General features: G+C 70.2%; 11 protein-coding genes. 2 read left to right on the top strand and 9 right to left on the bottom strand.

The genetic code is table 11. The features are described 5' to 3' along the window. The first annotated feature begins 678 nt into the window (after positions 1 to 678). Complete coding sequence (gene trpS / locus ACFU95_RS35115) at positions 679 to 1,710, top strand: tryptophan--tRNA ligase (RefSeq protein ID WP_383836407.1); 1,032 nt, start codon at positions 679 to 681, stop codon at positions 1,708 to 1,710. 40 nt (positions 1,711 to 1,750) lie between these two features. On the opposite strand, the gene proC is transcribed toward trpS, so the two are convergent. The 6 genes from proC to ACFU95_RS35085 form a co-directional block, all read right to left on the bottom strand. After that, positions 1,751 to 2,560: a pyrroline-5-carboxylate reductase gene (gene proC, locus ACFU95_RS35110; RefSeq protein ID WP_383836404.1), complete on the bottom strand. Its 810-nt coding sequence runs from the start codon at positions 2,558 to 2,560 to the stop codon at positions 1,751 to 1,753. A gap of 125 nt (positions 2,561 to 2,685) precedes the next feature. Beyond that, positions 2,686 to 3,477: an ABC transporter permease gene (locus ACFU95_RS35105; RefSeq protein WP_383836401.1), complete on the bottom strand. Its 792-nt coding sequence runs from the start codon at positions 3,475 to 3,477 to the stop codon at positions 2,686 to 2,688. Next, entirely contained in the window at positions 3,474 to 4,271 is a 798-nt protein-coding gene (locus ACFU95_RS35100; protein WP_383836398.1) for an ABC transporter ATP-binding protein, read from the bottom strand. Before ACFU95_RS35100 ends, ACFU95_RS35105 begins: the two co-directional genes overlap by 4 nt. Before the next feature lie 154 nt (positions 4,272 to 4,425). Further along, positions 4,426 to 5,196 carry a class I SAM-dependent methyltransferase gene (locus ACFU95_RS35095; RefSeq protein WP_383836395.1) on the bottom strand — a complete coding sequence of 257 codons (771 nt, stop codon included), beginning with the start codon at positions 5,194 to 5,196 and terminating at the stop codon, positions 4,426 to 4,428. Positions 5,197 to 5,384: 188 nt separating this feature from the next. Beyond that, positions 5,385 to 5,888: an EamA/RhaT family transporter gene (locus tag ACFU95_RS35090; RefSeq protein ID WP_383836393.1), complete on the bottom strand. Its 504-nt coding sequence runs from the start codon at positions 5,886 to 5,888 to the stop codon at positions 5,385 to 5,387. Between the two features lie 78 nt (positions 5,889 to 5,966). After that, positions 5,967 to 6,338: an SH3 domain-containing protein gene (locus ACFU95_RS35085; RefSeq protein ID WP_383836390.1), complete on the bottom strand. Its 372-nt coding sequence runs from the start codon at positions 6,336 to 6,338 to the stop codon at positions 5,967 to 5,969. Positions 6,339 to 6,520: 182 nt separating this feature from the next. Between ACFU95_RS35085 and ACFU95_RS35080 the strand changes: the two genes are divergently transcribed. Beyond that, positions 6,521 to 8,650 carry a serine/threonine-protein kinase gene (locus ACFU95_RS35080; RefSeq protein WP_383836387.1) on the top strand — a complete coding sequence of 710 codons (2,130 nt, stop codon included), beginning with the start codon at positions 6,521 to 6,523 and terminating at the stop codon, positions 8,648 to 8,650. Between the two features lie 63 nt (positions 8,651 to 8,713). Here ACFU95_RS35080 and ilvD read toward each other — a convergent pair whose 3' ends face one another. From ilvD to ACFU95_RS35065, 3 genes are all read right to left on the bottom strand, one after another. Next, positions 8,714 to 10,567 (bottom strand): dihydroxy-acid dehydratase, encoded by a 1,854-nt coding sequence (gene ilvD, locus ACFU95_RS35075; protein WP_383836384.1) that lies wholly within the window; start codon positions 10,565 to 10,567, stop codon positions 8,714 to 8,716. Between the two features lie 208 nt (positions 10,568 to 10,775). Next, on the bottom strand, positions 10,776 to 11,402 hold the full coding sequence (locus tag ACFU95_RS35070) for a TetR family transcriptional regulator (protein ID WP_383836381.1): 627 nt from the start codon (positions 11,400 to 11,402) through the stop codon (positions 10,776 to 10,778). Continuing rightward, positions 11,399 to 12,223, bottom strand: a complete 825-nt coding sequence (locus tag ACFU95_RS35065) for a sugar phosphate isomerase/epimerase family protein (RefSeq protein WP_383836378.1) — start codon at positions 12,221 to 12,223, stop codon at positions 11,399 to 11,401. The genes ACFU95_RS35070 and ACFU95_RS35065 overlap by 4 nt, the downstream gene beginning before the upstream one ends. Positions 12,224 to 12,370: the final 147 nt, after the last annotated feature.

The following is a 12,370-nucleotide window of genomic DNA, read 5'->3' as shown; positions in this document are numbered from 1 at the left end:
TTTTGGCACGCTGTTGAGTTCTCAAGGAACGGACGCTTCCTTTGTACTCACCCTCTCGGGCTTTCCTCCGGGCTTTTCCCTTCGGTCTTGCGTTTTCGACTCTATCAGATCCTTTTCCGATCCGATTTCCTCGGTGCTTTCCAGGTTCCCGCTCTCGCGTTTCCCTTTCCGGCGGTTCCGACTCTATCAGATCCTTTCGGGCCTGACCCCCAGTCAGCGGGGTTTGCCTTCCCGGCCGTTGGGCCGTTCCGACGAGTGAGACTTTAGCGGATTCCCTGCTCCCGAGCTAATCGGGGGCTGCGTTCTGTCGAACGCGGATTCCTCATTCCACAAATACGCATGCCAATGAAACGACGGCAGACAGATCGACTGTCGTCGAATAGCGGTTGGTACTTGCGGAGTGGCTGTCCGGGGACCGACCGAGGTCGGCGCTCGCGTCGGACAACTCGGAGAACACTACGGACCAGGCCAGGGCGTGTCAACTTCCCTCCGGACGGCGCCCCGGGGCGTACGCTGGGCCCCATGACGACGCGTACGTGTACCCAGCTGTGGTGGGCTGCCTGACGGCGGCCGTAGTCACGTATGCACTCAACGGCCGCCGCCTCGGCGGCCGTTTCTTGTATCTCCCTCCAGAGGGTCGGCCAGCGGGTGCGGCGGTCTCGACCAGGAGGTGGAGAGATGACGCGGGTCTTCAGTGGGGTCAAGCCGACGGGGCATCTGACGCTGGGGAACTACCTGGGAGCCATGCGGCGGTGGGCTGCCGTCGATCAGCACAAGTCCGACGCTCTGTTCTGCATCGTCGATCTGCACGCGCTGACCGTGGACCACGATCCGGCGCGGGTGCGCCGGCTGAGTCGACAGGCCGCGACGTTGTTGCTGGCGTCGGGGTTGGATCCGGAGCTGTGCACCGTCTTCGTACAGAGTCATGTGGATGAGCACGCTCGGCTGTCGTATGTGCTGGAGTGCGTGGCCACGGACGGTGAGATGCGGCGGATGATCCAGTACAAGGAGAAGGCCGCGCGGGAGCGGGCGCGGGGCGGGAGTGTGCGGCTGTCGCTGCTGACGTATCCCGTGCTGATGGCGGCGGACATCCTGGCGTACGGGACCGATGAGGTGCCGGTCGGGGACGACCAGGCGCAGCATGTGGAGCTCGCGCGGGATCTGGCGGTGCGGTTCAACCAGCGGTACGGACATACGTTCGTGGTGCCTCGGGCCATGCCTCCGCAGGTCGCGGCGCGGGTGATGAATCTTCAGGATCCGGCCTCGAAGATGGGCAAGAGCGACGACTCCGGGCCCGGAATCGTCTATCTGCTCGATGAGCCGGATGTGGTGCGTAAGAAGGTCATGCGGGCCGTGACCGACAGCGGCCGGGAGGTCGTGTACGACCGGGACGCGCAGCCGGGGGTGGCGAATCTGCTGGAGATCCTGGCGGCGTGCACGGGCGGGAACCCGGCGGGGTTGTGCGGCGTTTATGAGTCGTACGGTGATTTGAAGTCAGCCACCACGGAGGCCGTGGTCGAGTTGCTCAGGCCCGTGCAGGGGAGGCACAGGGAGCTGTGCGGGGATCCTGGTTATGTGGAGGGGGTGTTGCGGGATGGCGCGGAGAGAGCTCGGGGGATGGCTCGGCCGACCGTGGATGCCGCGTACCGGGCGATCGGGTTGCTGCCGGCGGCTGCGGTTGTCGCTGCGGATATCGGCGTGACTGCCTAGGGGTGTGATGGCCGCCCCCTGGGCCGGGGGCGGCCGGGCGTCAGTTGTTGCCGGAGGCCAGTGCGCGGCTGCGGTCGCGGGCTGCTTCGAGGGCGGCGATGAGGGCGGCTCGTACGCCGTGGTTCTCGAGTTCGCGGATGGCGTTGATGGTGGTGCCGGCGGGGGATGTCACGTTCTCGCGGAGCTTGACGGGGTGTTCGCCGCTGTCGCGGAGCATCGTCGCGGCGCCGATCGCGGACTGGACGATCAGGTCGTGGGCCTTGTCGCGGGGCAGGCCTAGGAGGATGCCTGCGTCGGTCATGGCTTCGACCAGGTAGAAGAAGTACGCCGGGCCGGAGCCGGAGAGGGCGGTGCAGGCGTCCTGCTGGCCCTCGGGGACGCGGAGCGTCTTGCCCACGGCGCCGAAGATCTCCTCGGCGTGGGCGAGATCGGCCTCGCTGGCGTGGCTGCCGGCGGAGATGACGGACATGGCCTCGTCGACGAGGGCGGGGGTGTTCGTCATGACGCGGACGACCGGGGTGCCTGCGGCGAGGCGGGATTCGAAGAAGGAGGTGGGAATGCCCGCGGCTCCGCTGATGACCAGGCGGTCGGCGGGGACGTGCGGGGCGAGTTCGTCGAGGAGGGTGCCCATGTCCTGCGGCTTGACCGTGAGGATCAGGGTGTCGGCGGTCTTGGCGGCTTCCGCGTTGGTGACCGGGGTGACTCCGTAGCGGGTGCGGAGCTCTTCGGCTCGTTCCGCGCGGCGGGCCGTCACCAGGAGGTCGGCCGGGGCCCAGCCGCCGCGGATCATTCCGCTGAGCAGGGCTTCGCCGATCTTGCCGGTGCCGAGGACTGCGACTTTCTGGGTCATGGCTGGGGTGCCCTCCGGGGGTTGCGTCGTCCGGGTTCATCCTCGCACCGGGGGCGGCCTTTCGAGGGCCGTGTCCGGTGGGCGGACGAGCGAACGTGCCGCGCGCCGTACCGACCCCGCGGGGGTCATGCCGTCCTGCGCCGCAATGTTGCCGCACCCAGGCCGAGGACCAGCAGGGCGCAGCCGGCCACGATCAGGGCGTCACGGACGAAGTTGGCCGTCATGTCGGTGTGTTTGAGGACCTCGTTCATTCCGTCGACCGCGTAGGACATGGGGAGGACGTTGGAGATGGCTTCGAGGGCGGGGTGCATGTTGTCACGGGGTGTGAAGAGGCCGCAGAGGAGGAGTTGGGGGAAGATCACGGCCGGCATGAACTGGACGGCCTGGAATTCGGAGGCCGCGAAGGCCGAGACGAAGAGACCGAGCGCGGTGCCGAGCAGTGCGTCCAGCAGGGCCACGAGCAGGAGGAGCCAGGGGCTGCCGGTGACGTCCAGGCCGAGGAACCAGAGGGCGAGGCCGGTCGCCAGGGCGGACTGGATGATCGCGAGGGTGCCGAAGGCGAGGGCGTAGCCGGCGATCAGGTCGCCCTTGCCGAGGGGCATGGCGAGGAGGCGTTCGAGGGTGCCGGAGGTGCGTTCGCGCAGGGTGGCGATGGAGGTGACCAGGAACATCGTGATCAGGGGGAAGATCCCGAGGAGGGAGGCACCGATGTTGTCGAAGGTGCGCGGGTTGCCGTCGAAGACGTAGCGCAGCAGGAACAGCATCACGCAGGGGACGAGGAGCATCAGCGCGATGGTGCGCGGGTCGTGGCGGAGCTGGCGCAGGACCCGGGCGGCGGTGGTGGTCGTGCGGGCCAGGTTCAGGGCGCCGGTGGGGGCGGGCCGGAGGGTGGTGGTCGGGCTCGTCGTGGTGGTCATCGCGTGGTCTCCTTCGCGCGGGCGGCCGCGGTCGCCTCGTCGACCAGGTGCAGGAAGGCCGCTTCGACCGTCTCGGAGTGCGTACGGGTGCGGAGGGCGTCCGGGGTGTCTTCGGCGAGGATCCGGCCCTCGCGCATGAGGAGGAGGCGGTGGCAGCGCTCGGCCTCGTCCATGACGTGGGAGGAGATGAGGAGGGTGGCGCCGCGGGAGGCGGCGATGTCGTGGAAGAGGCTCCACAGGTCGCGGCGCAGGACCGGGTCGAGGCCGACCGTCGGTTCGTCGAGGACGAGGAGTTCGGGGGTGCCGAGGAGGGCGACCGCGAGGGAGACGCGGCTGCGCTGGCCTCCGGAGAGGTTGCCGGCCAGGGCGTCGGCGTGGCTGGTGAGGTCGACGTCGGCGAGGACGCGATCGACATCGTGGCGCCGGTCGGCGGCCGCGTGGCCGGGGTCGAGGATCGCGGCGAAGTAGGTGAGGTTCTGGCGCACGGTCAGGTCGTCGTAGACGGAGGGAGCTTGGGTGACGTAGCCGATGCGGGTGCGCAGGGTGGGGTGGCCGGCGGGGCGGCCGAGGATGTCGAGGGTGCCGGTGACCTTGGCCTGGGTGCCGACGATGGCTCGCATGAGGGTCGTCTTGCCGCAGCCTGACGGGCCGAGGAGGCCGGTGATCTGGCCTCGGGGGATGGTGAAGTCGAGGTCGCGGAGGACTTGGCGGGTGCCGCGTAGGACGTTCAGGGATTCGGCTCGGACGGCGGTCTTGTCGGGGGGATCGGAGCGGGCGGACGAATAATTCATCATGCGATGAATAATCCTCCGGCGGCAGTGCAGCGTCAAGCGGCGAGGGGGACATGGTTCGCCCGCCCTCGCCGGGATTCGGGGCGGAGGGCGGGCGTGAGGGGGGAGGGGCGCGCTCGGTGGTCGGCGGACCGTTGTCGTGAGAGGGCCAGGAGGGTCAGGAGGTGGTGGCGACCAGGACGTCGACGTCGTAGGTCTCTTCGATGAGTCCGTCCGGGAACGTGCTGAGGAGGAGCTGCTTCTCCTCGGTGAAGAAGGCGGTGCTCGCCTCGGTGCCGTGGACCAGGAATATCGAGTGGCTGCCGAGGTTGGCCAGGTGCGTGTCGATGGGGACGCGGCGGCTCCAGCGGACCTTGCGACGGGTGAAGTCGAGGTGGCCGGTGGGGTCGGTCAGGGCGGCTCGGGCGCCACTGCCGTTCTGTTCGACGACGGGATGGTTGCCGAAGCGTCCTTCGATGCGACGCGCCTGCGCGACATGCCAGGGAATGTCGAGCGGGGTGGTGTTCCACCAGAGGACCAGCGCGCCGCCTGGGCGCAGTACGCGGAGGACCTCCGGCACCGAGTGGGCGGGGTCGGTCCAGTGCCAGGCCTGGGCGTAGGTGACGAAGTCGGCGGAGGCGGTGGCGAGGGGGAGGGCGTTGCCGTTGCCGCGGACGATCGGTATGCCGGGGTGGCTGAGGCGGAACTGGGCTGCCATGCCGTCGCCGGGCTCCACGGCCAGGACGTCGGCGCCGCGTCGGTGCAGGAGGGCGGTGGCGATGCCGGTACCCGCGCCGACGTCGACGACGCGGGCGCCGGCCAGGGGGCGGTCGGCGAGTTCCTCGATCGCGTCGAAGAGAGCGGGTGGGTAGGAGGGGCGGTTCGCGGCGTACTGGGCCGCGGCGGCGTCGAAGGAGCGGGCGCGGTCGGTGTGGGAGGGGGCCGTCATACGACCATGTTGGCCCTGGTTGGTGCGGTGTGCACCGACTTTGCCGAGGGGTGGGCCGTCGTTGCCGAGGGGCGGGCCGTGGGCGTCGTCGGTTGGGGTCGGCGGTGCCTGTTCGGAGGAGGTTCGGCGGAATGCCGGGACGGGGTGGGCAAGACGTCGCGGGGCAGGTGGGAGTTCGCGGACGCGGCCTAGGTGTGGCGGCGCTTCTTCGCCGGGTTTCCTGTGCGGCGGGTCGTGCGGGTCTCGTGTTGTCTGCGGGCCGCCTCGTATTCCTCGCGGTGGAGGTGCTCGCCGGGGGCCTCGGTGAGGGAACGGAAGAAGTAGGCGAGGAGTGAGCCGACGAAGCCGATGGCCAGGAGGCCGCGGAGGGAGGCCTGGCGGCCGGGGTCGGGGCGTTTGCTGAAGCCGTCCCAGGTGTGGCGGTAGGCCAGTGCGCTGCAGACCGCGAACATCACGACCATCAGGAGGGTGACGAAGCTGCCCGTGTCGGCGAGCTGGATCCCCTCGTATGCGAAGCGCAGCACCAGGCAGGCGGCGACCGCGGTGGCGAGGGAGCCGACGGCCACCGCGATACGGCGGGCGGTGTAGCCGTTGTCGTGCTCGACCCAGGTCGTGCCGAAGAAGCGGAGGGGCTCGGGGCGGGGGCCCGTGGAGCCCGCGGGGGTGTCCGGGGTGCCGTTCTTCTCGCTCACGCGTCGATTATGGCTCCGGTGCGGCCGCGGGCTCCGTACGGGTTCCGGCGAACCGTGACCCGGGTCGGGTCCGTCGGATCAGAAGGAGCAGCGCGGGCGGACGTAGCCGTCGCTGCCAGTGCTCACATAGGCGTCCGAGACGAACTCGCCGTCGTCGATGTTGTCCCAGATGTTCGACGTGCCGTACGGGCCGGCCACGTTCGTGCCCGGGGTCTGGCAGTAGATCGGGATCCGGGCACCCTCGGGCAGGAGGCGGATGACGGCGTAGTTGGTGCCGGGGCCGCGGCGGACGTTCAGGCGGACGCCCGGCGCGACCGAGTAGTAGCGCACGGCCGAGGCGGTGGCGGCCGTGGTCGTCGTCGCCGCCGTCATCGTCGCGACGGCCTCGCCCTCGGCGACACCCCCGACTTCTTCGGCTCTTTCGACCTCTTCGACGCGATCTGCAGACATGGCAAGTCCTCCCCCGTTGATCCCCATGACAGCCATGGGGCCCCGTTGATTCCCCTAAATCACGCCACGCACACATGTGCGTGTTTGGAACATGGAGGCTAGCAAGCCGCCTCTGTCTCGTACGAGTCATCGACTAGGCTCCGTGCGTCGCGCGCGCGGACGAACAGCACGGGGGTGGTCCCATGGCGCCACAGCAGAACGCCGGAGCGGGCGCGGAAGCGGAACTTCCCGAGTACGCCGGTCACTACCTCCTGGAGTCGCACCTGGGGGCCGGCGGCATGGGCGTCGTCCATCTGGCCCGCAGCACCTCGGGCATGCAGCTCGCGGTGAAGGTCGTACATGCCGAGTTCGCGAGGGATCCCGAGTTCAGGGGGCGTTTCCGGCAGGAGGTGGGGGCGGCGCGCCGGGTCAGCGGGGCCTTCACCGCGCCGGTCGTGGACGCCGATCCGGAGGCCGAACGGCCCTGGATGGCCACCCTGTTCATCCCCGGCCCGACCCTCTCCGACCATGTGAAGCGGAACGGCCCGATGGAGCGGGCGCAGCTGCGGCGGCTGATGGCCGGGCTGGCGGAGGCGCTGCGCGACATCCACCGGGTCGGCGTCGTGCACCGGGACCTGAAGCCGAGCAATGTGCTGCTCGCCGAGGACGGGCCGAAGGTCATCGACTTCGGCATCTCTCGGCCAAAGGACAGCGAACTGCGGACCGAGACGGGAAAGTTGATCGGGACGCCGCCGTTCATGGCACCCGAGCAGTTCCGGCGGCCCCGGGAGGTCGGGCCGGCCGCCGACATCTTCGCGCTCGGGTCCGTGCTGGTGCACGCGGCGACGGGGCGAGGGCCATTCGACTCGGACAGCCCGTACGTCGTCGCCTACCAGGTCGTCCATGACGAGCCGGACCTGACCGGCGTACCGGAGAACCTCGCCCCGCTCATACTGCGCTGTCTGGCCAAGGAGCCCGAGGACCGGCCCACGCCCGACGAGTTGATGCGGGAACTGCGGTCGGTGGCGGCGTCGTACGACACCCAGGCGTTCATACCGACGCAGCGGACCACCCAGGAGCAGCCCGCACCGAAGGCCGATCCGGAAGCCGCATCGGAGGCCGGGCCGGATGCGCGGGCCGAGGAGAAGCCCGAGCCGTCGCACCCCGGACGCCGGAGAAGGCTGCTGGCACTCGGGGCCGGGGGCGCCGCTCTCGCCGCGGTCGCCACACTGGTCGTTGTACAGCTTCTCGCCGGTGTGGACCCGACGCCCGAGCCCGCGGGCCCGAGGACCACGTCGGCCCGGTTCAGCGGGTGGTCGACGCCGGCGCCCAAGGAGGGCACCCCACGGTGTTCCGACGGCGCGGGGAAAGTGGTGTGCACCCAGAGCGGACTCGTCTTCGCGCTCGACCCGCTGGACGGCCGGGTGTTGTGGCGGCACCCCGTCGACGCCTCGCAGGCGAGCGCTCCGCCCATCGTCGCGGGCGGCCTCGTCCACCCGTGGTCCGGGCAGGGCCGACGGCTGGAGGCGCTCGATCCGGTTACGGGCAAGGCGCGTTGGCAGCGCGACGTGCCCGCGTACGACGAGTCGACGACAGCCGGGGACATGCTGTTGCTCACCGGCACCGACGGCAGGGTCACCGCGGTGGACGGAGCCTCGGGCGACACGAAGTGGAGCAAACCCCTACCGGGTCACCGGGCGCCGCGCTTCGCCTCCTTCGCCGGAGATCCTCTGGCGTACACGACGACCACGTCCGCCGACGGGTCGAGCACACGGGTCACCGCGCTGGACCCGGCCACGGGTGACGTGCGCTGGGACGCCCGGCTGAAGGGGACGCTGGACCTGGTGGGTGCGTCGGGCGGCTCGGTCTTCCTCGTCTCCAACGAGGGGGTCTACAGCGACGCGCAGGCCGTGGTCCGCTACTCGGCCGCCGACCGGACCTCGCGGCGCGTGCCGCTGTCCCTGCCGCTCCCGCAGGCGGACGGCATCGTGCGCGGGAACGTCGTCTACCTCGTGGGCGGCGACGGGAAGCTGACCGCCGTCGACATGGAGGCGCGCAAGGAGCTCTGGAGTCTGGAGACCTCGCTGATCCGTACGTCATCGCCCGTCGCTGACGGCCGTCATGTGTACGTCACCGCTCCCGACGGCCGACTGCTCGGTGTGGGCCTGCGCGACGGACGGCTCCTCGGCCAGACGCCGTCCCGGCTCGGCGCGAACTCGGACCGACTGGCGGCCGATCTGCCCGAACCCGTGCTCGCCGACGGCCGCGTCTACGGCGCCGCCCCCGACGGCACCGTCTTCGCGGTCGACGCCCGCGACCCGTCTGCCTGGTGACACGCGCAGGGGCCGCCTCCCGAGGAGACGGCCCCTGCGCTACGCAGATCAGCGATGCGTACGTCAGCCCAGCTTGCTCACGTCGCGGATCGCGCCCTTGTCCGCGCTGGTCGCCATCGCGGCGTAGGCCCGCAGCGCCGCCGACACCTTGCGCTCGCGGCCCTTCGGGGCGTACTCACCGTTCAACGCCTGCTCACGGCGGGCGAGTTCCGCGTCGTCGACCAGCAGCTCGATCGTGCGGTTCGGGATGTCGATGCGGATCCGGTCGCCGTCCTCGACGAAGGCGATCGTGCCGCCGGACGCGGCCTCCGGAGAGGCGTGGCCGATCGACAGACCGGACGTACCGCCGGAGAAGCGGCCGTCGGTGATCAGGGCGCAGGTCTTGCCCAGGCCGCGGCCCTTGAGGAAGGACGTCGGGTAGAGCATCTCCTGCATGCCGGGGCCGCCCTTGGGGCCCTCGTAGCGGATGACGACGACATCACCATCCGTCACCTGCTTGTTGAGGATCTTCTCGACGGCCTCTTCCTGCGACTCGCAGACGACCGCGGGCCCCTCGAAGGTCCAGATGGACTCGTCGACGCCGGCCGTCTTCACGACACACCCGTCGACGGCGAGGTTGCCCTTGAGGACCGCGAGGCCGCCGTCCTTGGAGTACGCGTGCTCGGCGCTGCGGATGCAGCCACCCTCGGCGTCCTCGTCGAGGGCCTCCCAGCGCTCGGACTGGGAGAACGCCTCGGCCGAGCGGACGCAGCCGGGGGCGGCGTGCCACAGCTCGACGGCCTTCGGCGAGGGGGACCCGCCGCGCACGTCCCAGGTCTTCAGCCAGTCCCCCAGGGACGGGCTGTGCACGGAGTGCACGTCCTCGTTCAGCAGCCCGGCGCGGTGCAGTTCACCGAGGAGGGCCGGGATGCCGCCGGCGCGGTGCACGTCCTCCATGTAGTACGTGCGGTTCTTGGCGACGTTCGGGGCGACCTTCGCCAGGCACGGAACCCGGCGGGAGACCGCGTCGATCTCGTTCAGGCCGAACGGGACGCCCGCCTCCTGGGCGGCGGCCAGCAGGTGCAGGATCGTGTTGGTGGAACCGCCCATCGCGATGTCGAGCGCCATGGCGTTCTCGAAGGCCGCGAAGGTGGCGACGTTGCGCGGGAGGACCGTCTCGTCGTCCTGCTCGTAGTAGCGCCGGGTGATGTCCATCACCGTGCGGGCCGCGTCCTCGTACAGGGCCTTGCGGGCCGTGTGCGTGGCGAGGACCGAGCCGTTGCCGGGCAGGGACAGGCCGATGGCCTCGGTCAGGCAGTTCATCGAGTTGGCGGTGAACATGCCGGAACAGGAACCGCAGGTCGGACAGGCGTTCTCCTCGATACGGAGGATGTCCTCGTCCGAGATCTTGTCGTTCACGGCGTCGGAGATCGCGTCGACCAGGTCGAGGGTGCGGACCGTGCCGTCGACCAGCGTGGCGCGGCCGGACTCCATCGGGCCGCCGGAGACGAAGACGGTCGGGATGTTGAGCCGCAGGGCGGCGTTCAGCATGCCCGGGGTGATCTTGTCGCAGTTGGAGATGCAGATCAGGGCGTCGGCGCAGTGGGCCTCGACCATGTACTCCACGCTGTCCGCGATGAGGTCGCGGGACGGCAGGGAGTAGAGCATGCCGCCGTGCCCCATCGCGATGCCGTCGTCGACGGCGATGGTGTTGAACTCGCGCGGGATGCCGCCGGCCTCCCTGATCGCCTCGCTGACGATCCGGCCGACGGGCTGGAGGTGGGTGTGGCCGGGCACGAACTCGGTGAACGAGTTCGCCACCGCGATGATCGGCTTCCGGCCGATGTCCGCACCGGGTACACCGGAGGCGCGCATAAGGGCGCGGGCGCCCGCCATGTTGCGACCGTGGGTGACTGTGCGGGACCTCAGCTCGGGCATCGTCGCTCGCTCCTTCGGGGACTGCCTGGGACTTCACAGACTGCGATCAGAGACTTCTGACTGCTATTGAGCGTACGCCGGTCATCCAGAGGGCGGGACGAGGTGTCCGGAATACGGGACGAATGTCTCGCGGAACAGCTACCCGGGGGTCACCGGAACCGGGAGACCCGGGACCGCCACCGGTCGCTGGGGCCCTGCGCCACGGCTCTCACCGACCGGTGAGATGTCCCTGCACCACGGGCGCCACCCGCCCGATGATCTGCTCCACGTCCACCGAGGCGACCGGCTCGATCTTGATGACGTACCGCATCATCGCGACCCCCACCAGCTGCGCGGCCGCCAGCTCGGCGCGCAGCTCCGCGTCCGGAGCGTCGATCTCGCCGGCGATCCGGCGGAGCAGCTGAGCGGAGACGAGCCGCCGGAACACGCCGGCCGCGGCGTCGTTGTTGACCGCGGACCGGACGATCGCGAGCAGCGGCTTGCGGGTCACCGGGTTCTCCCAGAGCCCGAGGATGACGCGGGTCATACGCTCCCCGACATCGTCGAGGGGCCCTTCCAGCACCACGTCCCGCACCTTCAGGGCGGGCGCGAAGGCGACCTCCACCGATGCCTCGAAGACCTGCTCCTTGGTGCCGAAGTAGTGGTGCACGAGCGCCGGGTCCACCCCGGCCGCCTTGGCGATGCCGCGCACGGACGTCTTCTCGTAGCCCCGCTCGGAGAACTCCTCGCGGGCCGCGTCCAGGATGCGGTCGCGGGTGTCGGCGGATTCCGTACGAGGGGGCCGGCCCCGGCGTCGGGAGCTCACCCCGCCCTGTCCCGAGGTGGTGTCGGTCACGGCCGGGGCACCTTCACCGCGGAGGCCAGATGCAGCCGCGTGAAGGCGAGGGCCTCGGCGAGGTCGGCCTCGCGTTCGGCGCCGGACATCGCGCGGCGGGTGTTGACCTCGATGACGACGTGCCCGTCGAACCCGGTCAGGGCGAGCCGCTCCAGCACTTCGGCGCAGGGCTGGGTGCCGCGGCCGGGGACGAGGTGCTCGTCCTTGGCGGACCCCCTGCCGTCGGCGAGGTGGACGTGGCCGAGCCGGTCCCCCATGCGGTCGATCATCTGGAGCGCGTCGCTGCGGGCGGTGGCGGTGTGGCTGAGGTCGATCGTGAAGTGGCGGTAGTCGTCCTTCGTCACGTCCCAGTCGGGGGCGTACGCGAGCATCTCGCGGTCGCGGTAGCGCCAGGGGTACATGTTCTCGACGGCGAACCGCACATCCGTCTCGTTCGCCATCCGCCAGATTCCCTCGACGAAATCCCGGGCGTACTGGCGCTGCCAGCGGAACGGCGGGTGTACGACGACCGTGCCGGCCCCCAGCTTCTCGGCCGCCGCCTGGGCGCGCTGGAGCTTGGTCCAGGGGTCGGTGGACCATACGCGCTGGGTGATCAGCAGGCAGGGGGCGTGGACGGCGAGGATCGGGATGCGGTGGTAGTCGCTCAGCCTCCGCAGGGCCTCCATGTCCTGGCTGACCGGGTCGGTCCACACCATGACCTCGACGCCGTCGTACCCGAGGCGCGCCGCGATCTCGAAGGCCGTCGCCGTCGACTCCGGATAGACGGAGGCCGTCGAGAGGGCGACCTTCGCATCCGGGATGCGCACCACTGGTTCTGCCACGGGGACAGCGTACGGGGCGGTGCTGGGCGTGGGGGAACCGATGGCCGCGTGCCCGCCGGGAGGGTCCGCGATCGGGCAGGCGTGCGAACTGGGGATATGGCGGGGGCTGGAGTGGATCTCGGGTGCGGGTGTGTGGCGGGGTTCACC

Source organism: Streptomyces sp. NPDC057623 (assembly GCF_042800355.1).
GTDB lineage: Bacteria > Actinomycetota > Actinomycetes > Streptomycetales > Streptomycetaceae > Streptomyces.
Note: the sequence above shows the minus strand (reverse complement) of the source record. Positions and strands in the feature narration are given on the sequence as shown.